Origin of the sequence: Pseudomonas sp. KBW05, assembly GCF_003852405.1 — a bacterium.
In the GTDB taxonomy this organism is placed as follows: Bacteria; Pseudomonadota; Gammaproteobacteria; order Pseudomonadales; family Pseudomonadaceae; genus Aquipseudomonas.
The window spans coordinates 95903-119695 of the sequence record NZ_QAJM01000009.1; the positions used below are offsets into that span (position 1 = coordinate 95903).

Consider the following 23793-nt stretch of genomic DNA (forward strand, 5'->3'; position numbering starts at 1 on the left):
CAGGCGCCCGATTGTTTTTGTTGTCTGGTGCGGGGTTACAGCGTGGCGATGTACGCCGGTGGTGGATGCAGGTCGCAATTGCGCCCGGCCTTGGCCACCTGACCGGACAACTCATGCCCCAGCAGGGCCGGCAATTGGCGGGACAGGTGCAGCAGGTGCGGCAAGTCGATCCCGGTGTGAATCCCCACTTCTTCACACAGGTTGACCAGGTCTTCGGTGCAGATATTGCCCGACGCCCCCGGCGCAAACGGGCAACCACCGAGGCCGCCGAGGGCCGCGTCAAACCGCCGGGCCCCAGCCTCGTAGGCCGCCAGCACATTGCACAAACCCAGGCCACGGGTGTTGTGGAAATGCAAGGTCAGGTCACTGGCGGGCACACGCTCCAGCACACGTTTGACCATACGCGCCACCTGACGCGGATTGGCCATCCCGGTGGTGTCGGCAAGGCTGATGCCCTGGATGCCCAGTTCGCGATAAGCGTCGACTATTTGCAGGACGCGGTCTTCATCAATCTTGCCCTCGAACGGGCAACCAAACGTGGTGGCGATGCTGCCGTTGAGGCGCACCGGGTGGTCGGCGGCAAAGCTGACAATGTCACCGAACGCCGCCAACGAAGCCTCGCAACGCATGCGCATATTGGCCAGGTTGTGGGTCTGGCTGGCGGACATCACCAGGTTCAATTCATCGGCGCGGGACTCGATGGCACGTTGGGCGCCCTTGAGGTTGGGGATCAACGCCACGTAAATCACACCGGCTTGGCGCCTGATGCCCTGGAACACCTGCTCGCCATCACGCAGTGCAGGAATGGCCTTCGGTGACACGAACGAACCGGCTTCGATCCGCGAAAATCCGGCCAGTGAAAGCTGGTCGATCAGGCCGATCTTGTCGTCGGTCTCGACCCAGGTCGGTTCGATCTGCAGGCCATCACGCGGGGAGACTTCCTGCACGATCAGCGGGTCTGAATAGTCGTGAATCATTGCACCACTCCCGAAGTTTTCAGGCGTTGTATGTCGGCGCCGGTAAGACCCAGGCTGCCAAGGATGTCATCCGTATGTTGGCCGAGGGCCGGACCCGACCAGTTCACCCCGCCAGGCGTTTGCGAGAGCTTGGGCACGATGCCGGGCATTTTCACCGACACGCCGCCGGGCAGCTCGGCGCTGAGCAACATGTCCCGCGCCTGATAGTGCGGATCGCTGACGATGTCCGCCACGGAATAGATGCGCCCGGCCGGCACTTCGGCGGCCTCCAGCGCGTTGAGTACCTGGTCGATGGGCAGGCTGCTGGTCCAGTGGGTGATCGCCGCATCGAGCAGCCCGCTCTTGGCGGCACGGCCATCGTTATGGGCGAACTCGGGCGCATCGCCCAGGTCGGCGCGGCCGATGGCGGTCATCAGGCGCTTGTAGATCGGGTCGCTGTTGCCGGCAATCACCACGTAGGCGCCATCGGCGGTCAGGTAGGTGTTGGACGGCGCGATACCGGGCAAGGCGCCGCCACTGCGTTCACGCACATGACCGAGCATGTCGTATTCCGGCACCAGGCTTTCCATCAGGTTGAACACGCTTTCGGCCAACGACACATCGACAATCTGCCCATCGCCCTGCCCGGTCTTGACCCGCAGCAACGACATCAGTGCGCCGATCACGCCGTGCAATGACGCGAGGGAATCCCCCAGGCTCACGCCCACCCGCGCCGGTGGCGAGTCCGGGTTGCCGGTGGTGTAGCGGATGCCGCCCATGGCCTCGCCAATGGCACCGAAGCCTGGGCGGTCACGGTACGGCCCAGTCTGGCCATAACCGGAGATGCGCACCAGGGTCAGCTTGGGGTTGAGGGCGTGCAACACTTCCCAGCCCAGGCCGAGTTTTTCCAGGCCGCCGGGGCGCAGGTTTTCAATGAGGACGTCGGCATCGCCGAGTAGCTGTTTGATCAGGTCCAGGCCTTCAGGGGACTTGAGATCCAACGCCAAGGACTTCTTGTTACGCGATTGCAGGTACCACCACAGCGACGTACCTTCATGCAGCTTTCGCCATTTGCGAAGCGGATCGCCCTGGCCCATGGCCTCGATCTTGATCACCTCGGCGCCAAACTCGGCCATCAACCGGGCGGCGAACGGCGCGGCAATCAGGGTGCCGATCTCAATCACCTTGATACCGCTCAGGGGACCCGTCATGGGATGTACCTCTCGTTCTTGGAATGTGGTGCCAAGACTAGAGGGCCGACGCGGGAGAAATCCAACCGTCAGTTGGCAAGGAGCGTTCGCGAAACGCGAACGACCAGAGAATTATCTGTAGGAATCCGTGGTCTTGCTCAGGTAATCAAAGAGCAAACAGCTTACGGGCGACAACTGTGCCTCATCACGTACCACCAGGATCAGGCTGCGATCCGACCAAGCGTCCGTTAGCGGTACGGCATGCAAACCCAAGGCACGACCGAACAATTCATACGCCTTGTGAGGCAGGATTCCGATGCCCATGTTCGCCTGGACCATCCGGCACATCGCATCAAACCCCGGCACATGAATGCGCAGGCGCAACATCTTCCCCGCCTCGCGAGCGGCGGCGTGGGTGCGCATATTGATGGAGCTGGCGGCATGCAGGCCGACGTAATCGCTGTCCAGGGTCTCGGCAAACGCCAGGCTCGTGCGCGTCGCCAAAGGATGATCCGCTGGCATCAACACCACCAGTTTATCCAGGCGATAAATCACGCTGGGCAGCCCTTTGGTATCTGTATCGCTGGAGCAGATCCCCAGGTCCGCCACGCCATCCAGCACGCCCTGGACCACGCCGTTGCTGGGACGTTCTTCCAAGTCGGTTTTGACCTGAGGGTGCAGCTCGGAAAAATCCCTCAGGTCTTCGGGAAGGAACTGAATGATCGCCGATAGATTAGCCAGCATCCGCACATAACCGCGCACACCATGGCTGTGCTCGCCCAGTTCCAGGCCCATTTTTTCGACGTTGAACAGCATCTGCCGCGCATGGTGCAGCAAGGTTTCACCGGCGGCTGTCAGGTTCATGCCCTTGGCGCGCCGCACAAACAGACTGAGGCCCAGCACCTGCTCCAACTCCATCAAACGCTTGCTGGCAGCCGACACCGCAATCGCTTCGCGCGCAGCGGCGCGGGTCAGCGTGCCTTCTTCGAACACCGCGACAAACAGCTGCAGAGTGATCAGATCCAGGCGGCGCACCAGGCCCTTGTGCAACATCAGCGGCGCTCGCCGGCCAGTCGATTGATCTCAGCCTGCTCCACCACCGGCTGCGGCGCACCATGACTCGCCGCCTGCAACATCGCCCGGCCAACCGTTTCGGTGCTCACCACCCAACCCGGTTTGACCCGGCGCAGCAACGTCAGCAGCGGCCCCAGCACGGAATAAAACGCCTGGTACAACGGCGTCTTCGAGCGCACGCCGTGCAACGGTTGGATCACTCCCGGCCGGAACAGGTACACCGCCTTGAACGGCAAGCGCAGCAAGGCATTCTCGGTCTTGCCCTTGACCCGTGCCCACATCGACTTGCCCGCCTCGGAACTGTCGGTACCGGCGCCAGACACGTAGATAAAGGTCATCTGCGGATTAAGCCGCGCCAAGGTGCTGGCCGCGACCAGGGTCAGATCGTAGGTGAGGTGAGTGTACTGGGTTTCGTTCATGCCCGCCGAAGACACGCCGAGGCAGAAGAAGCAGGCATCAAAGCCTTGCAGCAGGTTTTCCAGGGGTTGGAAATCGAGCATGTCGCTGTGCAGCACCTGATGCAGCTTGCCGTGTTCCTGGGTCAGTGGCGTGCGGCCGACGGCGACGACTTCCTGCACGTCGGCGGCCAGCAGGCATTCACGCAGAACACCCTGGCCGACCATGCCGGTGGCGCCGAATAACAGAACTCTCATAGGGGGACCTCAGCGGCAAGCCGCAAGCTTCAAGCGACAAGTTGAATGCAGTTCAGCTTGTAGCTTAACGCTTGCAGCGTGTCAGTGCCCCGTTAGAAAGCGCTGCGAAAGATCTCTTCTATTTGTCTTTGATCGGCGCGCCGTGGGTTGGTCAGCCCACACGCATCCTTCAACGCATTGCTGGCGAGTAATGGAATGTCCTGCAACTTGGCGCCAAGCTCACGCAGGCCGGCCGGGATATCTACGTCCTGAGACAGGCTGCGAATCGCCGCGATCGCCGCCTGGGCCCCCTCTTCCACGGTGACGCCTTTGACATCGGCACCCAACGCGCGGCCCACGTCGCTCAAGCGTTTGGCGCTGACGCTGGCGTTGAAGCTCTGCACATGGGGCAACAACACGGCGTTGCACACGCCGTGGGGCAAGTCGTACAGGCCGCCCAACTGGTGCGCCATGGCATGGACAAAGCCCAGGGACGCGTTGTTGAACGCCATGCCGGCGAGGAATTGCGCGTAGGCCATGTTTTCCCGCGCGGCCTTGTCGCTGCCGTCGCGCACTGCCAGGCGCAGGTTGGCGCTGATCAGTTCGATGGCCTTGATCGCGCAGGCGTCGGTGATTGGCGTGGCAGCGGTGGACACGTAGGCTTCGATGGCGTGAGTCAGTGCGTCCATGCCGGTGGCCGCGGTGAGGCCCTTGGGCATGCCGACCATCAGCGCCGGGTCATTGACCGACAGCAGCGGCGTGACGTTGCGATCGACGATGGCCATTTTCACGTGGCGGCTTTCGTCGGTGATGATGCAGAACCGGGTCATCTCGCTGGCGGTGCCGGCGGTGGTGTTGATGGCCACCAGCGGCAGTTGCGGTTTACTCGACTGGTCAACGCCTTCGTAGTCGCCAATATGCCCGCCGTTGGTGGCACACAGCGCGATGCCCTTGGCACAGTCATGGGGCGAACCGCCGCCCAGGGACACCACGAAATCACAGGCGCTTTCCTGCAACAGCGCCAGGCCTTTCTCGACGTTTTCCACATTGGGGTTGGGCTTGGCGCCGTCGTAGATCACCGAGTCGATGTCCTGCATCGCCAGTTTCTCGGCGATCATGCTGGCCACGCCGGCTTTGGCCAGGCCCACGTCGGTGACAATCAATGCCTTGCGAAAGCCATAGTTGCGGATGGCGGTCATCGCTTCGTCGAGGCAGTCGGTGCCCATGATGTTGACGGCGGGAATAAAGAAAGTGCTGCTCATGGCTAATCCTCGTAGGCTTTATGCCTACAGAATCAACCGCTGACGGTCATAGCATCTTGATCAGGATCAACGCCCGCTCGTGATAAAGTCACCGCCCAGCCGAATTCGAGTAGACCCGCCGCAATGAAGGATTTCCAGGATATTGACGCCCACCTTGAAGACTGGAGCGCCCTGCGCAGCGCCATCGACTTCAGCGGGATTCTGATCGGCAACGGCGCCAGCCGTACGATTTGGGAAGACTTTGCCTACGACTCGCTGTTCGAAAACGCGCGCACCGTCGAAGAAAAACCCCTGAGCCCATCCGAACTCAGCGTGTTCGACGCCCTGCAAACCCGCAGTTTCGAGCAGGCCCTGGGCGCCCTGAAAACCACCAGCCGGGTCAACAAGGCGCTGGCGGTCAGCTCGGCGGCGCCGCGCAATCGCTACTACGCGATCAAGGAAGCGCTGATCAACACCATCCACGCCCTGCATATCCCGTGGCGCCTGGTGCAGCCGTCGACACTGGAGACGATCAACCGCGAACTGGCGAGCTACACCACGGTATTCACGAGCAACTACGACTTGCTCAACTACTGGGCGATCCTGCACACACCGGGCATCGACGACCTGTTCCGCAGCGCCGACGCCAGCTTCGACCTGCGCAATACCCACACCGACGCCACGCGCATCCTCTACCTGCACGGCGGCCTGCACCTGGTACGCAACCTCGACGGCACCGCGCGTAAATTGCCGACCACCGACAGCACCTTGCTCAGCAGTTTTGCGATCAACAACACGATCAAGACCCTGGATGATGTGCCGCTGTTTGTCAGCGAAGGCAAGGTGGAAGAGAAACTGAAGACCATCCGCAGCTCGGATTATCTGTCGTTCTGCTATGAGCAGTTGCTTGGCCATCAGGGCGCGCTGTGCATCTTTGGCCACGATTTGGGCACGCAGGATAAACACTTGGTGGATGCGATTCGCCAGGCCAGGTTGAGCACCCTGGCGATTTCGGTGTCGGGGCGCAGTGATGGGTTTATTCGCCAGCAGAAGCGGCGGTATTCGGAGATGTTCGAGGGGACGGGCGTGGAGCTGAAATTCTTCGCTGCGCGCACTCACCCACTGGGCAATCCCGCACTGTCCGTCCCCGTCGAACACTGATCTCCAGAACAAAGGAGATCCCCTGTGGGAGCTGGCTTGCCTGCGATGCAGACACCTCGGTGTATCAGGCAGACCAGGGTGATGCTATCGCAGGCAAGCCAGCTCCCACAGTAGATTGCATTTCAAACAGGCATCGCGGTCAGTCTTCCGGGCTGTGCACCACCACCAACAACTGCGCCTGCACCGCCCCCACCGACCTCAGCCGATGCGGCTTCTGCGCATTGAAATGCAGCGCATCACCGCGCTCCAGAATCACCCGTTCATTCATGAAATCCACTTCCACCTGGCCTTCATGCACGAACAGAAACTCCTCCCCCAGGTGCTCCTTGAAGGTCTTGTCGGTGAACTCCGCCGGCGGATAGATGATGAACGGCAGCAGGCTGCGCTCACTGACCTGATGGGCCAACACCGCATAACCCGGCGCGGTGTCGGGCCGTTCATGGCTGCGCACCAGGCTGTAGCTGTCGAGGCTGACGTTGTCTTCGCTGAACAGCTCTTCGACCTTCACGTTCAACGCCTTGGCCAGTTTCAGCGCGGCCGCAATCGACGGTGTATTGAGCCCGCGTTCAACCTTGGACAGGTAACTCTTGGTCATTCCGGACTTTTCGGCCAGCACGTCCAACGTCACGCCAAGTTTTTTTCTCAATAATTTCAAACGGATAGACATGTGCTGCGGTTAGTCCATGCAGAAAACGATAAGCTGCGCTTGCCAATGACACTTTGTGTCATATAGCATCTTTAGTGTCATTTGCGTTCACCCAACGACCTTGCGAGCAGCGGGAGACCAGCAAACCAGACGTCCATTGAACCACCCAAAGGACACCGATATGGCCAAGACATTAGCACTCCCCAAAGACCAACTGGTCAAGCAAGCGCTGATCCAGATGCAAAACACCCTGGCGGATAATACGTGGACCGACCGGCAAAAGCTGGCGCTCACGTGCCGCATCCTGTTCGAGAACGGCCACGACTCCGGCCTGGCCGGGCAGATCACCGCCCGTGGGCCAACACCTGGCACCTATTACACTCAGCAACTGGGCTTGGGCTTTGACGAAATCACCGCCAGCAACCTGCTGCTGGTCAACGAGGACCTTGAAGTGCTGGAAGGCCATGGCATCCCCAACCCGGCCAACCGTTTCCACAGTTGGGTGTACCGTGGGCGGCCGGATGTGAATTGCATCATCCATACGCACCCCACGCACATCGCTGCGTTGTCGATGCTGGAAGTGCCGTTGCAGGTGTCCCACATGGACCTCTGCCCGCTGTACGAAGACTGTGCATTCCTGGAAGCCTGGCCGGGGGTGCCGGTGGGCAATGAAGAAGGTGAAATTATCACGGCAGCCCTGGGCGACAAGCGCGCGATCCTGCTGTCGCACCACGGCCAACTGTCCACTGGGGCGAGCATCGAGGAAGCCTGTGTGATCGCGCAGTTGATCGAACGTGCGGCCAAGTTGCAGTTGCTGGCGATGGCGGCGGGCACCATCAAACCGATCCTGCCGGAACTGGGTCGTGAAGCCCACGACTGGATCTCCCGGCCCAAGCGCCACGGCGCCGCGTTCAACTACTACGCCCGGCAGAACCTGCGCCAACACGCCGATTGCCTGAACTGATTGCCCTTTTTCGACCGGAGACCTCTCATGTCCAGCCCAACTATTCACGGCATCATCGGCTACACCATCACCCCTTTCAGCGCCGACGGTTCGCGCATTGACCTCGACGCCCTGGGCCGCTCCATCGACCGTTTGATCGCCAGCGGCGTGCATGCCATCGCACCCTTGGGCAGCACCGGCGAAGGCGCCTACTTGAGCGACGCCGAATGGGATGAAGTGAGCGCCTACAGCCTGGCAAAAATCGCCCGGCGCGTGCCCACCGTCGTCAGCGTGTCCGACCTGACCACCGCCAAGGCCGTGCGCCGTGCCCGTTACGCCGAAGCCAATGGCGCCGACGTGGTGATGGTGCTGCCCGCCTCGTACTGGAAGCTCAGCGAAGCGGAAATCCTCGCCCACTACGCCGCGATTGGCGACAGCATCGGCGTGCCGATCATGCTTTACAACAACCCGGCCACCAGCGGCACCGACATGTCGGTGGAGCTGATCGTGCGCATCATCAAGCAGGTCGCCAACGTGACGATGGTCAAGGAGAGCACCGGGGATATCCAACGCATGCACCAGTTGCATCGCCAGAGTGACGTGCCGTTCTACAACGGTTGCAACCCGCTGGCACTGGAAGCGTTCGCGGCCGGTGCCAAGGGTTGGTGCACGGCGGCACCGAACCTTATTCCACAGCTCAACCTGGATTTGTATGACGCCGTGTTGGCCAATGACCTGACAAAGGCGCGGGCACTGTTTTATCGCCAGTTGCCGCTGCTGGAGTTCATTCTCAAGGGTGGCTTGCCGGCGACGATCAAGGCCGGGTTGCGCTTGACCGGGCTGGAGGCGGGCGATCCGCGGTTGCCGGTATTCCCGCTGGGTGAAGCGGCAATCGAACAGCTGAAAACATTACTGAAATAAAGCCACAGTCCCCCTGTGGGAGCGGGCTTGCTCGCGAATGCGGTACATCAGTGACAGATACATTGACTGACACAGCGCCTTCGCGAGCAAGCCCGCTCCCACATTTTTGATCACGAGCGTTCGTAATTTATAGAGACAAATAGCAATGGTTCTCGATACCATTCGCGACTTTCCTACGTCGTGCTTCGTCAAGAAGGATATCCATGTCTCGTCCCAAGCCCGACCCGTTGGCGGCCGATGCCTTTCGCGGTTTTTATACAGATATCCTGTATTTCCTGCGCAAACGCACGGACAACGCCAGCGACGCGGCGGACATGACCCAGGATGTCTTCACTCAATGGCTGGACTACCGCGACCGCGCCAACGTCGAGCAGCCACGGGCGTTTCTGTTCCAGATGGCGCGCAACCTGCTGCGCGATCACTGGCGTAAACAGAAGGTACGGCAGACCGTCCACCAGGATCAGGCCGAAAGGGACGTGGAGCCTGCCACCGACGAGCAAAACGAACCCATGGCCGCCGCGCAACGCTTGCAACGCCTGGAACAGTTGAAAGAAGTCCTCGCCGAACTCTCGCCCCGCCGACGAGAAGCCCTTATGCTGCACCGCTTCGAAGGCCTGAGCCAGGCGCAGATCGCCGAACGCATGGGCATTTCCACCAGCATGGTGGAAAAGCACATCGCCTTGGCCCTGCTGCATTGCAAGCGACGCCTTCAACCTGAACCCGGCACGGAGCAGCCAGAATGAACCGCCTGAGCGACATCGACATCGAGGACAGCGACTCCATCGACGCCCAAGCCGCCAGCTGGTTTGCACGCAACCACAGCGACACCGACCGCGCCGACCGCAAGGCCTTTGCCGCCTGGCAGGCCGAGCCGGCCCATGCCCGCGCCTATGCCGAATTCGAGCAGCTGTGGGCGGACCTCGCCCAGTTGCAGCAACTGAACAAACCCGTGGCGCTGCCGCCGCGCAAACCGTCCGTGTGGCGCCCGGCCCTGGCCGTGGCGGCCGCCTTGCTGTGCGCAATCATGGCCACGCATATCGGCGCGCCCCGCGAGCTGTATCACACCCAGGTCGCAGCCCACGCCAAAGGCATGCACACCCTCAATCTGCCCGATGGCAGCACCTTGTATGTGAATGCCAATACCCGCGTGCGGGTGGAGTTCACCGCGTACCAGCGCATCGTGCACCTGGACAAAGGCCAGTTGTACCTCGAAGTGGCCGCCGACAAGGAACGCCCGCTGTTCGTGCAAGCGGGCGAGGCCAATGTGCGCGTGGTCGGCACCGGCTTCGATGTGCGGCGCAGCCAGCAGCAACTGGTGGTCAGCGTCGCCCATGGCCAGGTCGCGTTCGAGCCGGATGCCAAAAGCCCCGTCACCCTATTGGGTGCACAGCAGCGCGCGATCTTCAGCTACGCCAAGGGCACGTTGCAGCAACAGACCCTCACCGCCGAAGAGGTGGCCGACTGGCGCAGCGGTCACCTGTCGTTTCGCAACCGCGAGCTGGTCAGCCTGATCGATGAATTGAGTCTGTACCGCCCACAGGCACCGTTGCAGGTCAGTAACGCCGTGGCGCACTTGAAGGTCTCGGGCAACCTGGATGTGAATGATCCCGACGCCCTGCTCAACGCCCTGCCCGCCCTGTTACCGGTGAAAACCGTGGCGTCGGCCGATGGCATCGTACGCATCGAACCGAGCAAATAACCCTGCAAGATTCTTATTTGAGAATATTTTGCATTCGCAGGTGTGGTTTTTTCGAGCAGCCGCGTCTTCCCCCGGTCTGCGTTTGATACGCACACCTTTTCGGCCACTTGGCCACACCGGGGGATTTCATGTTTCGCGCGCCTTGCCACGCTTCGCACCTGTTTCTTCGACCGACGCTCATCGCCAGTTGCCTGGTATTCAGCCTCAGTGCACAGGCCGATTCGCTCACGCTGCAACTGCCAGCGCAGTCACTGGCGACGTCCCTCAGCCAGGTGGCGCAACAGGCACAGATCCAGTTGCTGTTCGATGAAGAGCTGCTCAAGAACGTGCAAGCCCCCGCGCTCAACGGCGACTTCACGCCGGAAGTAGCGATTCGCACCCTGTTGAAAAACGGCGAGTTCACCCTGATCAAGGTCGGCAGCACCTACGTCGTGCGCCCCGATGAGGGCAAGACCACCAACAGCGGCGTTGTTCAACTGGATGCACTGAGCGTGATCGGCACCGGTAGCCAGGTCGACTCCAGCACAGTGGGCCGCTCCACGCTGAGCCAGGCGGATATCAACCGCTACCAGCCCGATAACATTCCTTCGCTGTTGCAGACCCTGCCCGGGGTATCCATGGGTGGTTCACCCAAGCCGGGCGGCCAGACCATGAACATCCGCGGCATGGGCGATGCCGAGGATGTGCCAATGACCGTGGACGGGGCGGCCAAAAGCGGTTTCGAGCGTTATCAACAAGGCACTATCTTCATTGAACCCGAGCTGATCAAAAGCATTGAGGTGGAGAAAGGCCCTTACTCGCCATTTACCGGTAATGGCGGTTTTGGCGGCACGGTCAACATGATCACCAAGGACGCACCCGACCTGCTCAAGGACGGGCAAAATGCCGGGGCGATGGTCAAATACGGCTACGCCAGCAACACCCACGAGCAGGTCTACACCGGCGCCGTGTATGGCCGCACCGACGACGGCCGCATGGACGGCCTGGCCTACCTGACCAAGCGCGACGGCGACGACCTCAAGCTTGCCGGCACGCCGCCCGACCCGCGCAATGAATACCCGATCAACCCCAAACGCTTGCCCAACAGCGCGCAGGATGTCGAAGGCCAGCTGTTCAAGTTCAACGCGTATTTCACCGATGAACACAGCATGGGCGTGTCTTACTCTCGCGCCCAAAGCCAACGTATGACGCCGTTCTCGGCTAAGTCCTACCCATCACCCCCGAAACAACCTGCCATCGACCGTTATGGCTACGCAACGGCGGTGTCTCGCTTCCTGGCCGACCGCGACACAGTGGACACCACCTGGTCGAGCAAGTACGAGTACCACCCACTGAACAACCCGCTGATCGACCTGAAGCTGAGCTACTCGGAGTCCAATACCGACCAGACCGATGAGCGCGCCGAGAATGCCGTCATTAGCCTGGCTACCGGTGGACGCAAGATGGATACGTCCTACAAAGACCGCATCCTCGAACTGCGCAATACCAGCTTGCTGACCACTGGTCCGCTGGAGCACGCGGTGACCACGGGCGTGCAGATCCGCAAGCACAAGCGCGAAACCGAAAGCTGGATGCCAGGTGCGGCCTACAACACCGCCAGATACAACTATGGGCATTTCCAGCCGTATTTCATGCCCCACGGCAAGGTCGATAGCAACGCGTTCTACATCCAGGACGCGATTACCCTGGGCGACGTGACCCTCACGCCGTCCCTGCGTTACGACCACGTGCGTAATCGCGGCGAAGCCAACGATGCGCCGTACTACAGCAACCCGGACCCGAAAGTGGGCCACGACTATAGCGACCGCACCTACACCGGTTGGTCACCACGCCTGGCGGCGTTCTGGAACGTGACCCCGGATGTGGCCTTCTTCGCCAGTTGGAACCGCACCTGGCGTGCGCCGGTGATCGATGAACAGTACGAAGTCCAGGGCGGCCTCAGCACCCGCAGCGCCACCAGCCTGAACCTCGACCCGGAGCGCATTACGGCGATTACCGCAGGCAACGTCACCAACTTCTCGGGGCTATTCACCCGCGAGGACAACCTGCAACTGCGCACCACGCTGTTCCACAACCGTATTGAAGACGAAATCATGAAAGCCACCGGCGTCGGCTGCGAACGGCAACTGACAGTATCGGGCAGTATCGATGCGGTATGCAGTGACGCGGCGTCCAGGACCAACTATCGCAATGTGGGTGGCATGACCATCAAGGGCGTCGAGCTGGAAAGCTACTACGACTCGACCTACCTGTTCGGCTCCCTGACTTACTCCTGGGCCACAGGCAAGCGCGACAACCCCTACACCAACCCCTGGGCGACAGACCTGCACGTATGGGCGCGGGATATCCCACCGGCCAAATGGGTGGTGGTGCTGGGTACCAAGATCCCGAGCTGGGATGCGCAGGTGGGCTGGCAGGGCCAGTTCGTACGCAAGACCGATCGCGTGCCTACCGATGTTTACGCGGGCGGTTTGAACTCCAGCATCGGCGACTTCATCTACGACCAGACGGAGAACGCCAGCTACGACACACAAGGCCTGTTCGCCAATTGGAAACCGCAGCAGGCAGGTCTCAAGGGCACCGAGATCAACTTCACTGTCGACAACCTGTTCAACCGCTTCTACCAACCGGCACTCAGCGGTGAAGGTGTCTACAGCCAAGGCCGCAACGCCAAGATCAGCATCACGCGCTTCTTCTGAAAAAACTGTACGGATAAATCCGCACCCAGCTGTAGGCCCTTGATTGGCGGGGGGTGTGGCTAGATGGGCTTCCCTTGAAGCCCTCTAGATTCTGGTTGCCTTCCATGAGCTCGCGCGAAAACACCGGCATGGCCCTCGGCCTGCTGGGCGTCATCATCTTCAGCCTGACCCTGCCCTTCACCCGCATCGTGGTGCAGGAAATCCACCCGCTGCTCAACGGCCTCGGCCGTGCGCTGTTCGCGGCGGTCCCGGCGGCGGCGTTGTTGCTGTGGCGCCGTGAGCAATGGCCGACCTGGCGCCAGGTACGTGGGTTGTGCCTGGTGATTGCCGGGGTGATCCTCGGCTTCCCGGTGCTGTCGGCGTGGGCCATGCAAACCCTGCCGGCGTCCCATGGCGCGCTGGTCAACGGCCTGCAACCGCTGTGCGTGGCGTTGTATGCGGCGTGGCTGTCCCACGAGCGGCCGTCCAAAGCCTTCTGGGCCTGCGCGGCGCTGGGCAGTGGCTTGGTGTTGAGTTATGCGTTGATCACCGGCGCCGGCAGCATTCAGGCGGGCGATTTGTTGATGCTCGGCGCCATCGCCGTGGGCGGCCTGGGTTATGCCGAAGGTGGCCGACTGGCCAAGGAGATGGGTGGCTGGCAGGTGATCTGCTGGGCGCTGGTGCTCTCGACGCCGGTATTGATCGGCCCGGTGTGGTACCTGGCGGCGCAGCATCAAGGGGCGATTTCCATGGGCACCTGGTGGGCGTTTGGCTATGTGTCGCTGTTCTCCCAGTTCCTCGGGTTCTTTGCCTGGTATGCCGGGTTGGCCATGGGCGGGATCGCGCGGGTGAGCCAGATCCAGTTGTTGCAGATCTTCTTTACCATCGCGTTTTCGGCGTTGTTCTTTGGTGAACAGATCGAGCCGATTACCTGGGTGTTTGCCTGTGGGGTGATTGTGACGGTGATGCTGGGGCGCAAGACCTCGGTGCAGCCTGCGCCCAAGCCTAGCGCGGTCTGACAGTGGAAGGAGGTTAGTGTGGGAGCGGGCTTGTGTGGGAGCGGGCTTGCTCGCGAAGGCGGTGGATCAGTTGAAATTCCTGTGACTGACACACCGCATTCGCGAGCAAGCCCGCTCCCACACAAGCCCGATCACACAGGGGGTCTGTGTTCAGCTTAAGTAGCCATCCGCCCGCAGCAGGGTTTCCAGGCAATGTTCAGTGATGTGGTAGAACGCCTTCAGTTCCTGGATCTTCTCCAGCAACTGCGCATTGTCCATCGGTTCCGCACGCTTCACCGCCAGGATCATCTTGTTCTTGTTGGTGTGATCCAACGAGATGAACTCGAACACCTTGGTCTCATAACCACAGGCTTCCAGAAACAGCGCACGCAAACTGTCGGTGACCATCTCGGCCTGCTGGCCCAGGTGCAAACCGTATTGCAACATCGGTTTCAACAGCGCCGGGCTCTGGATCTGCAGGCGGATCTGTTTGTGGCAGCACGGCGAGCACATGATGATCGACGCGCCGGAGCGGATGCCGGTGTGGATCGCATAGTCGGTGGCAACGTCACAGGCATGCAGGGCGATCATCACGTCCAGCTCGCTCGGCGCCACGCTGCGCACGTCGCCGCACTTGAACACCAGCCCAGGATGCTCCAGGCGCGCGGCGGCGGTGTTGCACAGGGTCACCATGTCTTCACGCAGCTCGACGCCCGTCACTTCGCCCTCGGCCTTGAGGGTGTTGCGCAGGTAATCGTGAATGGCAAACGTCAGGTAGCCCTTGCCCGAACCGAAATCAGCGACACGCACCGGCTGGTCCAACTTGAGCGGTGAAGTGGTCAACGCATGGCTGAACACTTCGATGAACTTGTTGATCTGCTTCCACTTGCGCGACATCGACGGGATCAGCGCCTGCTTGGCGTCGGTCACACCGAGGTCGGCGAGGAATGGCCGGCTCAGGTCGAGGAAGCGATTCTTCTCGCGGTTGTGCTCGGCGCTCGGCGCCTCACGCAATTGCTGCGGCTTGCTTTTGAACAGCGAGCTTTTGTTCTTCTTGCTGTATTCCAGCTGGGCTTCGTCGGTCAGCGACAGCAGGTGCGCGTTCTTGAACTGCGCCGGCAGCAACGCGGCAATCGTCGCCACGCCCTCGGCCACGGGGAAGTTCTTGGTGATGTCACGGGTTTTATAGCGATAGACGAAGGACAGGCACGCCTGCTCCTTGACCGTCACCGCCTTGATGATCAGGCGTTGCAACTCGGCTTCGTCACCGACGTACTTGGCCAGCACCAGCTTGATAAAGGCGTTCTGCGCGAGGCTGGTGCCCAGCAGTTCGATGAACTGGGCGTGGTGGTCGCTGACGGGTTGAGCGGTGACAGACATGAACAAAAACGCCTCGGGCAGGGAATGCCGGGCATTTTAGGGGGGATGGCTCGCCAGGGCACGGAGTTATTTGATCAACGGTCAGTGTATTGACTCACACAAAACCAAATGTGGGAGCGGGCTTGCTCGCGAATGCGGTGTGTCAGTCAAAGATATTTCAACTGATCCACCGCATTCGCGAGCAAGCCCGCTCCCACATTTAGAACTGCATTGTCTGGATTACTTGAGTACGACCAAGCGATTGGGTAGTTCGTTACGGGTCTGCGTCACCGGCACATGCACCTTCAACAACTCGCCACACGCCTCGATGCAGTCGATAAACCCCGCCAGCGTCTGCCCCTGCTTCACTTGCTGGGTAAACGCCTGCACGATGGCATCCCAACTGCCGTCATCCAAGCGCTTGGAAATCCCGTCATCCACCAGGATCTCCACATACCGCTCCGCCTCGCTGACAAAGATCAGCACGCCGGTGCTGCCCAAGGTGTGGTGCAGGTTCTGCTCCAGGAACTGCCGCCGAGCCAGGTTGGACGCGCGCCAGTGGCGTACCGACCGCGGGATCAGCCGTGTGGTGACCTTGGGTAGACGAAACACCAGGCACAACACGATAAACGTCGCCCATTGCGCCAGCAGCAAGGTGTACATGGTCAGGTAGCCCGACAGGTAATGCACCACACCCGGCACCACCAAGGCGATGAGGCTGGCCCACAGCAACGGAATATAGGCGTAGTCGTCGGCGCGGGCGGCGAGCACGGTCACCAGTTCCGCGTCGGTGGTTTTCTCCACGCGAGCAATCGCTTCGGCCACTTGGCGCTGCTCGTGTTCAGTCAGTAATGCCATGGTTGTAGATGCTCTTTTCTAGTTATTGTCATTACCAGCCACCCGATGCCCCGCCGCCGCCGAAGCCGCCACCGCCGCCCCGGAACCCCCCGCCGCCGCCACCTCCGCCACCGCGACCACTGCTGCTGAGGATCGCCAGCAGGATCGCGCCCACCGGCAGGCCCAGGCGATTGCACAGCCACAACACACCGATCAGCAGGATAAACAGGCCAATGGAAAACCCCGGATTATCCTTGGCAAAGTTGGCATCCGCCACATGCGCAGGCACGGCCAGCGGTTCACCGCCCACCACTTGCACCATTGCCGCGACACCATCGCTGATGCCCTGGCTGTAGTTGCCGGCCTTGAACTTGGGCGCGATCACCTGGTTGATGATCACCCACGACTGCGCATCGGTGAGCACGCCTTCCAGGCCATAGCCGACTTCGATGCGCAACTTGCGCTCATCGCGGGCGACGATCAACAGCGCGCCATTGTCCTTGCCCTTCTGACCGATGCCCCAGTGGCGGCCCAATTGATAACCGAAGTCTTCAATCGGCACGCCCTGCAGGTCGGGCACGGTGACCACCACGATCTGGTCGCCCGAGGTCTGCTCCAGCGCCTGCAATTGCTGGGTCAGTTGCTCGCGCGTGGCCGGGTCGATCATCTGGGCGGTGTCCACCACCCGCCCGCTCAGCGCCGGGAACGTCAGCGCAGCCTGGGCCACGCCCACGCAGGCCAACAGGCACAGCGCCAAGCCTATCCTTAATAAACGCATCGACACCTCAATGCAGTGTTATTTGAACTTCACTTGCGGTGCTTTATCGGCATCGGCGCTGGTGGCTTCAAACGTCGCGCGGATCGGCAAGTCGCTGTACATCACGCTGTGCCACAGACGGCCAGGGAAAGTGCGGATCTCGGTGTTGTAGGCCTGCACCGCCTGGATAAAGTCGCGGCGCGCCACGGCGATGCGGTTTTCGGTGCCTTCAAGTTGCGATTGCAGGGCCAGGAAGTTCTGGTTGGCCTTGAGGTCCGGGTAACGCTCGGACACCACCATCAAACGGCTGAGGGCACCGCTCAAGCCGTCCTGGGCTTGCTGGAACTGCTTGAGTTTTTCCGGGTTGTCGAGGGTGCTGGCATCCACCTGGATCGAGGTGGCCTTGGCCCGCGCTTCGATCACCGCGGTGAGGGTGTCCTGTTCATGGGCGGCGTAGCCCTTGACCACTTCCACCAGGTTGGGGATCAGGTCGGCGCGGCGCTGGTACTGGTTCTGCACCTGGCCCCAGGCGGCCTTGGCCTGTTCGTCCAGTGTCGGGATGTTGTTGATGCCGCAACCGCTCAGCACGCTGCTGATCAGTAGCAACGCCGCGGCTTTCAAGCCCCAACGGTAACCTTGTGCTGCTTGCATGGTGTTTCTCCTGGCGAACCTTGATGGAATTGGGCAGCCGTGAGGCATAATCCGCGACCACGACTGGATTGCATCGAATCAATCAGCTAAAAAGATGCCCACCGCTAATAAGAGTTCCGAAGTGTGCGGCATTTGTCGGTATAACACTCGAACAACAACATACGTCCCCCACATTTTGGCAGAGCAGCGCATTTTTGCTGTGCAGTGAGCCGAAAAAGGATATTCATGAAAAAGCTGTGTTTGCTCGGCCTTGTTGCCACTCTGGCCAGTCACCCCGTATGGGCAGAAACAAAGCCTGCTGCGCTTAAAGACAAGGACGCGTTTGTCAGCGACCTGCTCAAGCAGATGACCCTCGATGAAAAGATCGGCCAATTGCGCCTGATCAGCATCGGCCCCGAAATGCCCCGCGAGCTGATCCGCAAGGAAATCGCCGCCGGCCGCATCGGTGGCACGTTCAACTCCATCACCCGCCCGGAAAACCGTCCGATGCAGGACGCGGCCATGCGCAGCCGCTTGAAGATCCCGATGTTCTTCGCCTACGACGTGATCCACGGCCACCGCACGATCTTCCCGATCAGCCTGGCCCTGGCCTCCAGCTGGGACATGGACGCGATCCACCGCTCCGGGCGCATTGCCGCCCAGGAAGCTGCCGCCGACAGCCTCGACATCACCTTTGCGCCGATGGTCGATATCTCCCGTGATGCACGCTGGGGCCGCACGTCCGAAGGTTTCGGCGAAGACACCTACCTGGTCTCGCGCATTGCCGAAGTGATGGTCAAGGCGTTCCAGGGCACCAGCCCGGCGAATGCCGACAGCCTCATGGCCAGCGTCAAGCACTTCGCCCTGTATGGCGCCGTAGAAGGCGGCCGCGACTACAACGTGGTCGACATGAGCCCGGTGAAGATGTACCAGGACTACCTGCCGCCGTACCACGCGGCGATCAAGGCCGGTTCCGGCGGCGTGATGGTGGCGCTGAACTCGATCAACGGCGTGCCCGCCACCGCCAACACCTGGCTGATGAACGACCTGCTGCGCCGCGACTGGGGCTTCAAGGGCCTGACCGTCAGCGACCACGGCGCGATTTTCGAACTGATCAAGCACGGCGTGGCCAAGGACGGGCGTGAAGCCGCGAAACTGGCGATCAAGGCCGGTATCGACATGAGCATGAACGACTCGCTGTATGGCAAGGAATTGCCGGGGCTGCTCAAGTCTGGCGAGATCGAACAGAGCGACATCGACAACGCCGTGCGCGAAGTGCTCGGCGCCAAGTACGACATGGGCCTGTTCAAAGACCCGTACCTGCGTATCGGCAAGGCCGAGGATGACCCGGCCGACACCTATGCCGACAGCCGCCTGCACCGCGCCGAAGCCCGCGACGTCGCACGCCGCAGCCTGGTGTTGCTGAAAAACCAGAACGACACGTTGCCGCTGAAAAAGTCCGCAACCATCGCCCTGGTCGGCCCGTTGGCCAAGGCCCCGATCGACATGATGGGCAGTTGGGCCGCCGCTGGGCGCCCTGCGCAATCGGTCACCCTGCTGGACGGCCTGAACGCCGTGATCGGTGAAAAAGGCAAAGTGATCTATGCCCGTGGTGCCAACATCACCAACGACAAGGCCGTGGTCGATTACCTCAACTTCCTCAACTTCGATGCCCCGGAAGTGGTGGATGACAAACGCGCACCGCAGGTGTTGATCGACGAAGCGGTGAAAGCCGCCAAGAGTGCCGACGTGATCGTCGCGGCGGTGGGCGAGTCCCGTGGCATGTCCCACGAATCCTCCAGCCGCACCGACCTGAACATCCCGCAGAGCCAGCGCGACCTGATCAAGGCCCTGAAAGCCACCGGCAAGCCGTTGGTGCTGGTGCTGATGAACGGTCGCCCGCTGTCGATCCTCGAAGAGAACCAACAGGCCGACGCGATCCTGGAAACCTGGTTCGCCGGCACCGAAGGCGGCAACGCCATCGCCGACGTGCTGTTTGGCGACTACAACCCGTCGGGCAAGCTGCCGATCACCTTCCCACGTTCGGTGGGGCAGATTCCGACCTACTACAACCACCTGACCATTGGCCGGCCGTTCACACCGGGCAAGCCGGGCAACTACACCTCGCAGTACTTCGATGACACCACCGGACCGCTGTTCCCGTTTGGTTATGGCCTGAGCTACACCACGTTCAGTCTGTCGGACATGGCGTTGTCGTCCACCACCTTGAACAAGACCGGCAAGCTCGACGCCAGCGTCACCCTGAAAAACACCGGTAAGGTCGATGGCGAAACCGTGGTGCAGCTGTATATCCAGGACGTGGCCGGCTCGATGATCCGCCCGATCAAGGAGCTGAAGAACTTCCAGAAGATCATGCTCAAGGCCGGCGAGGAGCGCACAGTGCACTTCACCATCACCGAGGACGACTTGAAGTTCTACAACACCCAGCTCAAGTTCGCGGCGGAGCCGGGTGAGTTCAATGTGCAGATCGGGCTGGATTCCCAGGATGTGCAGCAGCAGACGTTCGAACTGCTCTAAAACCGTACGCGGTCAAAAAATGTGGGAGCGGGCTTGCTCGCGAATGCAGTGGATCAGTCAACATCTTCGGTGACTGACACTCCGCCTTCGCGAGCAAGCCCGCTCCCACATTTTGATCTCAGTAGTCTGGTTAGCCGCGTCGGTCGAGCAAGTTCACCACCAACCGATCAATCCACCCCCACACCCGCTGCTTCACCCGCCGCCACAGCGGCCGCGACTGCCACGCCTCCAGGCTCACGGCCAGGCTCTGGGAAAAATCCCGCGCGAAACTGCCCGCCACTGCCTGCGTCAATTCAGGGTCCAACGCCTCCAGGTTGGCGTCCAGGTTGAAGCGCAAATTCCAGTGATCGAAATTGCATGACCCCACACTGACCCAATCGTCCACCAGCACCATTTTCAGGTGCAAAAAGCACGGCTGGTATTCAAAAATCTGCACCCCCGAACGCAGCAGGCGCGGGTAATACCGGTGCCCGGCATACCGCACGGACGGGTGATCGGTGCGCGGCCCGGTGAGCAGCAAACGCACATCCACCCCACGCCCGGCGGCACGGCGCAAGGCGCGGCGCACGCCCCAGGTCGGCAGGAAATACGGGGTGGCCAGCCAGATACGCTGCTTGCCACCATTCAACGCGCGGATCAACGATTGCAAAATGTCGCGGTGCTGGCGGGCGTCGGCATAGGCGACACGGCCCAGGCCCGGCCCTGTGGCGGGCATCTTCGGCAAGCGCGGCAAACCGAAACGGGTGGCGGGCTTCCACTCCCGACGCGCAGCGTTGGCGTGCCATTGGCGGTCGAACAGCGCTTGCCAGTCCTGCACCAACGGGCCGTCCATCTGCACCATCACTTCATGCCAGTCGGCCGTATCATTGCCCGGGGTCCAGAACTCATCGGTAACGCCCGTACCGCCGACAAAAGCGCTGCCTTGGTCAATCAGCAACAGCTTGCGGTGATCGCGGTACAGGTTGCGCATCCAGCGCCGCCAGTTCAGGCGATTGTAGAAACGCAGCTCCACCCCGGCGTCGGTCAGGCGCTTGCGCAGCCCGAGGGTAAACGCCAGGCTGCCGTAGTCATCAAACAGGCAGCGCACCTGCACGCCACGCTCGGCGGCCAGCACCAGCGCTTGCACCAAGGCTTCGGCACAGGCGCCGGCTTCCACCAGGTACAACTCCAGATCGACCTGGCGCTCGGCGCGGGCAATGCCCACCAGCATCTGCGGGAAAAAAGCCGGCCCGTCGATCAACAACTCGAAGCGATTGGCGCTGCGCCACGGGAACACTGCGCCGCTCACGGTCAGCGCGCCGTGAAGATCAGCACCGCACCCACCGGCACCGACAAACTGATGGACGCCAAACCGGCCGCCTTGCGCAAGGCCGCGACACCGGGCATCAAATCAAAATCCTCGGCATGCAATACCACCGGCTCCAGGGTCACCACCTGGAAGCGCCGGTCATCCAGGCGCGTGGCCAGCAGCTCGGCGCTGTAGGTCTGGGTCTTGCCGTGCAGGGTCACGCTCAAGGGCAGGCGCAGTTCCAACTGCGCGCCGGCGGCCAGGTCGTTGATCGGTTGCAGGTTGATCTGCGCGCGGATCAGCGCGTCGGGGAAAGTCTTGATCTCGAACAGGTCATTGCGCATACGCTCGTCGCGCAGCGGGATACCACTGTTGACCGACTCCAGCTCCACTTCCACTTGCGCGGCGCCGTTACCGTCAACCTTGCCGTGCAACACCAAAAAGCGCTGCACCTCGGCGATGTCGGTGTTTTTGGTGGTGACGAAGGACAGGCGTGAGGACTCGTTATCCAGGTACCAGTCGGCATGGGCAGGCACGGCAGCGGCGGCCAGCAGGGCGAAGGCCAGGGGTTTGATCAGCATTAAGAACTCGCGGGGGAAAAACCTGCACGAACCTTAAGCGCAATATCATAAACGACGCAAATCCAATGTGGAGCGGGCTTGTGTGGGAGCGGGCTTGCTCGCGAAGGCGTAGTGTCAGACATTGAATAGTTGACTGACCCACCGCTTTCGCGAGCAAGCCCGCTCCCACAGGGGGTATGAGGTGTGTCAGGGGTTCAGGCGACAGCCCTGGCGGTCGCCGAGCCAGCGCGCCGTGTGGCTACGCCCCATGCCACTGGCCGTCACTTCGCTGCGCTCGGGGTTATCGCTGAATGCGCTGGTGGGCACGTACTGCTTCACGTAACCCCGGCAATACTCCGCCGGATTATTCGCCACATACCGGCACGAGCAATATTCCTTCGCCGTGTACGCCGCAATGATGTCGGGAAAGGCTTGCAGGTTGACCCGCTCGTGCCACACCCAGCCCAACAGGGCGAGCAGCAGCACAATCAACAGGCTGATGAACGGCCGACGTCGGATCATGGCTGCACCGCCGCAAGCACGCGCTTGAGCAATTCGTTGTGGCGGTAGCTGCCGTCGCGGTCATCGCCGTAGCGCACGATCACCAGGTGTTCGGCGGGCAGCACGTACAGCGCCTGGCCCCAATGGCCGAGGGCGGCGAAGGTGTCGGCGGGTGCATCGGGCCAGGGTCTCGATGGGCCTTTATTGAGCCACCAATGACCACCGGGCACGGCTTCGTCCTGTCCGGCTTTGTATTTATCGAAGGGCTGGCGGTTGAAGGCGACCCAGTCTTTGGGCAGCAACTGTTGCTCGCCCCAACGGCCGTCTCGCGCCATTAACAAACCGACACGCGCCAGGTCGCGGGCCGTGAGGTAGGCGTAGGAAGAAGCGACGAAGGTTTCATCCGCGTCGGTTTCCCAGGTCGCGTTTCGAATGCCCAGAGGCTTGAACAATGCATCCCACGGATAACTCATATAAGCCTTGTGCCCGAGCATCCCTTTGAGCGCAGCGGACAGGATATTGCTGTCGCCACTGGAGTAACGGAACACCTGGCCGGGGGCGCTGACGGCCTCGGTGTCGGCGGCGAACTCGGCCATGTCGCTGCGCCCCCGGGTGTAGAGCATCGCCACCACCGAGGATTTCAGCGGGGCGTATTCGTAGTCTTCCTGCCAGTCCAGACCCGAGGCCCAATGCAGCAGATCAGCCATGGTGACCGTGGGATGCTGCTTCATCGGCGGATAGAAACGGGCGGCGGGGTCGGTCAGCTTGAAGCGGTTTTCGCCGTAGGCCACGCCTAACACCGTCGCCATCAGGCTTTTGCTGATGGACCAGGTGAGGTGCGGGGTACTGGCCGTGGTTGGCGCGGCATAGCGCTCATAGATGATTTCGCCATCGCGGATCACCAACAGCGCATCGGTGCGAACGCCTTGGCGGGTGCTGTCGTCACGCGCGGGAAACGCGTAGGTATTCAAGGCATCGACAGCGGGGCCTGCGATCTGCGTGCCCTTGGCCCAGTCCTTGTCAGGCCAGGTTTCGGCGTGGGCGGCAACGGTGGCTAACAGCAGGACAACACACAACAGGCCTCTGACCATGGACGCAGACTCAAGGGGGGGCATTCAAGGCGGCGAGCCTAATCCAGAAACATGACAGGCTTGCGACAGACACGATGCAACGCAAGCCCATCC

General features: G+C 61.4%; 22 protein-coding genes. 8 read left to right on the plus strand and 14 right to left on the minus strand.

Translation table 11 applies throughout. The features are described 5' to 3' along the window. Positions 1 to 35: 35 nt before the first annotated feature. The 5 genes from DBR46_RS09175 to yiaY all read right to left on the minus strand — a co-directional run bounded on the left by DBR46_RS09175 (position 36) and on the right by yiaY (position 5114). Positions 36 to 977 (minus strand): hydroxymethylglutaryl-CoA lyase, encoded by a 942-nt coding sequence (locus DBR46_RS09175; RefSeq protein ID WP_124525916.1) that lies wholly within the window; start codon positions 975 to 977, stop codon positions 36 to 38. Beyond that, positions 974 to 2167, minus strand: coding sequence for a CaiB/BaiF CoA-transferase family protein (locus DBR46_RS09180; protein ID WP_124525917.1), 1194 nt, complete (start codon positions 2165 to 2167; stop codon positions 974 to 976). Before DBR46_RS09180 ends, DBR46_RS09175 begins: the two co-directional genes overlap by 4 nt. Before the next feature lie 111 nt (positions 2168 to 2278). Beyond that, positions 2279 to 3199 carry a LysR substrate-binding domain-containing protein gene (locus DBR46_RS09185; protein WP_124525918.1) on the minus strand — a complete coding sequence of 307 codons (921 nt, stop codon included), beginning with the start codon at positions 3197 to 3199 and terminating at the stop codon, positions 2279 to 2281. Next, positions 3199 to 3873, minus strand: coding sequence for an NAD(P)H-binding protein (locus DBR46_RS09190; RefSeq protein WP_124525919.1), 675 nt, complete (start codon positions 3871 to 3873; stop codon positions 3199 to 3201). Before DBR46_RS09190 ends, DBR46_RS09185 begins: the two co-directional genes overlap by 1 nt. A gap of 92 nt (positions 3874 to 3965) precedes the next feature. Next, the gene (gene yiaY / locus DBR46_RS09195; RefSeq protein ID WP_124525920.1) at positions 3966 to 5114 is read right to left on the minus strand and encodes an L-threonine dehydrogenase; all 1149 of its coding nucleotides are present in this window, start codon (positions 5112 to 5114) and stop codon (positions 3966 to 3968) included. A gap of 123 nt (positions 5115 to 5237) precedes the next feature. Here yiaY and DBR46_RS09200 point away from each other — a divergent pair, with 123 nt between their 5' ends. After that, complete coding sequence (locus DBR46_RS09200; RefSeq protein ID WP_124525921.1) at positions 5238 to 6254, plus strand: DUF4917 family protein; 1017 nt, start codon at positions 5238 to 5240, stop codon at positions 6252 to 6254. A gap of 139 nt (positions 6255 to 6393) precedes the next feature. On the opposite strand, the gene DBR46_RS09205 is transcribed toward DBR46_RS09200, so the two are convergent. Continuing rightward, positions 6394 to 6921, minus strand: a complete 528-nt coding sequence (locus tag DBR46_RS09205) for a helix-turn-helix domain-containing protein (RefSeq protein WP_124525922.1) — start codon at positions 6919 to 6921, stop codon at positions 6394 to 6396. Between the two features lie 160 nt (positions 6922 to 7081). On the opposite strand from DBR46_RS09205, the gene DBR46_RS09210 reads away from it, so the two are divergent. The 6 genes from DBR46_RS09210 to DBR46_RS09235 all read left to right on the plus strand — a co-directional run bounded on the left by DBR46_RS09210 (position 7082) and on the right by DBR46_RS09235 (position 14160). Beyond that, complete coding sequence (locus DBR46_RS09210; protein ID WP_124525923.1) at positions 7082 to 7864, plus strand: aldolase; 783 nt, start codon at positions 7082 to 7084, stop codon at positions 7862 to 7864. Between the two features lie 27 nt (positions 7865 to 7891). Next, positions 7892 to 8764: a dihydrodipicolinate synthase family protein gene (locus tag DBR46_RS09215; RefSeq protein WP_124525924.1), complete on the plus strand. Its 873-nt coding sequence runs from the start codon at positions 7892 to 7894 to the stop codon at positions 8762 to 8764. Between the two features lie 203 nt (positions 8765 to 8967). Beyond that, on the plus strand, positions 8968 to 9507 hold the full coding sequence (locus DBR46_RS09220; protein ID WP_124525925.1) for an RNA polymerase sigma factor: 540 nt from the start codon (positions 8968 to 8970) through the stop codon (positions 9505 to 9507). Continuing rightward, the gene (locus DBR46_RS09225) at positions 9504 to 10463 is read left to right on the plus strand and encodes a FecR domain-containing protein (RefSeq protein WP_124525926.1); all 960 of its coding nucleotides are present in this window, start codon (positions 9504 to 9506) and stop codon (positions 10461 to 10463) included. Before DBR46_RS09220 ends, DBR46_RS09225 begins: the two co-directional genes overlap by 4 nt. A 128-nt stretch (positions 10464 to 10591) precedes the next feature. Continuing rightward, a complete protein-coding gene (locus DBR46_RS09230) occupies positions 10592 to 13162 on the plus strand; it encodes a TonB-dependent receptor (RefSeq protein WP_124525927.1) in 2571 nt (856 codons plus the stop codon). A 104-nt stretch (positions 13163 to 13266) separates the two neighbouring features. Beyond that, complete coding sequence (locus tag DBR46_RS09235) at positions 13267 to 14160, plus strand: DMT family transporter (protein ID WP_124525928.1); 894 nt, start codon at positions 13267 to 13269, stop codon at positions 14158 to 14160. Positions 14161 to 14310: 150 nt separating this feature from the next. Here DBR46_RS09235 and DBR46_RS09240 read toward each other — a convergent pair whose 3' ends face one another. The 4 genes from DBR46_RS09240 to DBR46_RS09255 all read right to left on the minus strand — a co-directional run bounded on the left by DBR46_RS09240 (position 14311) and on the right by DBR46_RS09255 (position 17743). Beyond that, positions 14311 to 15519, minus strand: a complete 1209-nt coding sequence (locus DBR46_RS09240; RefSeq protein WP_124525929.1) for an SAM-dependent methyltransferase — start codon at positions 15517 to 15519, stop codon at positions 14311 to 14313. A 219-nt stretch (positions 15520 to 15738) separates the two neighbouring features. Next, positions 15739 to 16356: a TPM domain-containing protein gene (locus tag DBR46_RS09245; protein ID WP_017737108.1), complete on the minus strand. Its 618-nt coding sequence runs from the start codon at positions 16354 to 16356 to the stop codon at positions 15739 to 15741. A 31-nt stretch (positions 16357 to 16387) separates the two neighbouring features. After that, positions 16388 to 17113 carry a YgcG family protein gene (locus DBR46_RS09250; protein WP_124525930.1) on the minus strand — a complete coding sequence of 242 codons (726 nt, stop codon included), beginning with the start codon at positions 17111 to 17113 and terminating at the stop codon, positions 16388 to 16390. An 18-nt stretch (positions 17114 to 17131) separates the two neighbouring features. Continuing rightward, on the minus strand, positions 17132 to 17743 hold the full coding sequence (locus DBR46_RS09255) for a LemA family protein (protein ID WP_017737110.1): 612 nt from the start codon (positions 17741 to 17743) through the stop codon (positions 17132 to 17134). Between the two features lie 225 nt (positions 17744 to 17968). On the opposite strand from DBR46_RS09255, the gene bglX reads away from it, so the two are divergent. Then, positions 17969 to 20260 carry a beta-glucosidase BglX gene (gene bglX, locus DBR46_RS09260; RefSeq protein ID WP_124525931.1) on the plus strand — a complete coding sequence of 764 codons (2292 nt, stop codon included), beginning with the start codon at positions 17969 to 17971 and terminating at the stop codon, positions 20258 to 20260. Between the two features lie 130 nt (positions 20261 to 20390). On the opposite strand, the gene DBR46_RS09270 is transcribed toward bglX, so the two are convergent. The 4 genes from DBR46_RS09270 to DBR46_RS09285 all read right to left on the minus strand — a co-directional run bounded on the left by DBR46_RS09270 (position 20391) and on the right by DBR46_RS09285 (position 23700). Then, entirely contained in the window at positions 20391 to 21548 is a 1158-nt protein-coding gene (locus DBR46_RS09270) for a phosphatidylserine/phosphatidylglycerophosphate/cardiolipin synthase family protein (protein ID WP_124525932.1), read from the minus strand. Positions 21549 to 21550: 2 nt separating this feature from the next. Further along, positions 21551 to 22129, minus strand: coding sequence for a YceI family protein (locus tag DBR46_RS09275; protein ID WP_124525933.1), 579 nt, complete (start codon positions 22127 to 22129; stop codon positions 21551 to 21553). A gap of 186 nt (positions 22130 to 22315) precedes the next feature. Further along, positions 22316 to 22630 (minus strand): amidase, encoded by a 315-nt coding sequence (locus DBR46_RS09280; RefSeq protein ID WP_124525934.1) that lies wholly within the window; start codon positions 22628 to 22630, stop codon positions 22316 to 22318. Then, on the minus strand, positions 22627 to 23700 hold the full coding sequence (locus DBR46_RS09285; RefSeq protein ID WP_124525935.1) for a serine hydrolase: 1074 nt from the start codon (positions 23698 to 23700) through the stop codon (positions 22627 to 22629). The genes DBR46_RS09280 and DBR46_RS09285 overlap by 4 nt, the downstream gene beginning before the upstream one ends. Between the last annotated feature and the right edge of the window lie 93 nt (positions 23701 to 23793).

What these genes read in the sequence shown, in the direction of transcription:
- DBR46_RS09190 (WP_124525919.1), bottom strand. Translation starts at nt 3,873, where the DNA reads ATGAGAGTTCTGTTATTCGGCGCCACCGGCATGGTCGGCCAGGGTGTT.
- DBR46_RS09240 (WP_124525929.1), bottom strand. Translation starts at nt 15,519, where the DNA reads ATGTCTGTCACCGCTCAACCCGTCAGCGACCACCACGCCCAGTTCATC.
- DBR46_RS09225 (WP_124525926.1), top strand. Translation starts at nt 9,504, where the DNA reads ATGAACCGCCTGAGCGACATCGACATCGAGGACAGCGACTCCATCGAC.
- DBR46_RS09185 (WP_124525918.1), bottom strand. Translation starts at nt 3,199, where the DNA reads ATGTTGCACAAGGGCCTGGTGCGCCGCCTGGATCTGATCACTCTGCAG.
- DBR46_RS09175 (WP_124525916.1), bottom strand. Translation starts at nt 977, where the DNA reads ATGATTCACGACTATTCAGACCCGCTGATCGTGCAGGAAGTCTCCCCG.
- DBR46_RS09205 (WP_124525922.1), bottom strand. Translation starts at nt 6,921, where the DNA reads ATGTCTATCCGTTTGAAATTATTGAGAAAAAAACTTGGCGTGACGTTG.
- DBR46_RS09210 (WP_124525923.1), top strand. Translation starts at nt 7,082, where the DNA reads ATGGCCAAGACATTAGCACTCCCCAAAGACCAACTGGTCAAGCAAGCG.
- DBR46_RS09220 (WP_124525925.1), top strand. Translation starts at nt 8,968, where the DNA reads ATGTCTCGTCCCAAGCCCGACCCGTTGGCGGCCGATGCCTTTCGCGGT.
- DBR46_RS09245 (WP_017737108.1), bottom strand. Translation starts at nt 16,356, where the DNA reads ATGGCATTACTGACTGAACACGAGCAGCGCCAAGTGGCCGAAGCGATT.
- DBR46_RS09180 (WP_124525917.1), bottom strand. Translation starts at nt 2,167, where the DNA reads ATGACGGGTCCCCTGAGCGGTATCAAGGTGATTGAGATCGGCACCCTG.
- DBR46_RS09285 (WP_124525935.1), bottom strand. Translation starts at nt 23,700, where the DNA reads ATGGTCAGAGGCCTGTTGTGTGTTGTCCTGCTGTTAGCCACCGTTGCC.
- DBR46_RS09200 (WP_124525921.1), top strand. Translation starts at nt 5,238, where the DNA reads ATGAAGGATTTCCAGGATATTGACGCCCACCTTGAAGACTGGAGCGCC.
- bglX (WP_124525931.1), top strand. Translation starts at nt 17,969, where the DNA reads ATGAAAAAGCTGTGTTTGCTCGGCCTTGTTGCCACTCTGGCCAGTCAC.
- DBR46_RS09275 (WP_124525933.1), bottom strand. Translation starts at nt 22,129, where the DNA reads ATGCTGATCAAACCCCTGGCCTTCGCCCTGCTGGCCGCCGCTGCCGTG.
- DBR46_RS09280 (WP_124525934.1), bottom strand. Translation starts at nt 22,630, where the DNA reads ATGATCCGACGTCGGCCGTTCATCAGCCTGTTGATTGTGCTGCTGCTC.
- yiaY (WP_124525920.1), bottom strand. Translation starts at nt 5,114, where the DNA reads ATGAGCAGCACTTTCTTTATTCCCGCCGTCAACATCATGGGCACCGAC.
- DBR46_RS09250 (WP_124525930.1), bottom strand. Translation starts at nt 17,113, where the DNA reads ATGCGTTTATTAAGGATAGGCTTGGCGCTGTGCCTGTTGGCCTGCGTG.
- DBR46_RS09255 (WP_017737110.1), bottom strand. Translation starts at nt 17,743, where the DNA reads ATGCAAGCAGCACAAGGTTACCGTTGGGGCTTGAAAGCCGCGGCGTTG.
- DBR46_RS09215 (WP_124525924.1), top strand. Translation starts at nt 7,892, where the DNA reads ATGTCCAGCCCAACTATTCACGGCATCATCGGCTACACCATCACCCCT.
- DBR46_RS09235 (WP_124525928.1), top strand. Translation starts at nt 13,267, where the DNA reads ATGAGCTCGCGCGAAAACACCGGCATGGCCCTCGGCCTGCTGGGCGTC.
- DBR46_RS09230 (WP_124525927.1), top strand. Translation starts at nt 10,592, where the DNA reads ATGTTTCGCGCGCCTTGCCACGCTTCGCACCTGTTTCTTCGACCGACG.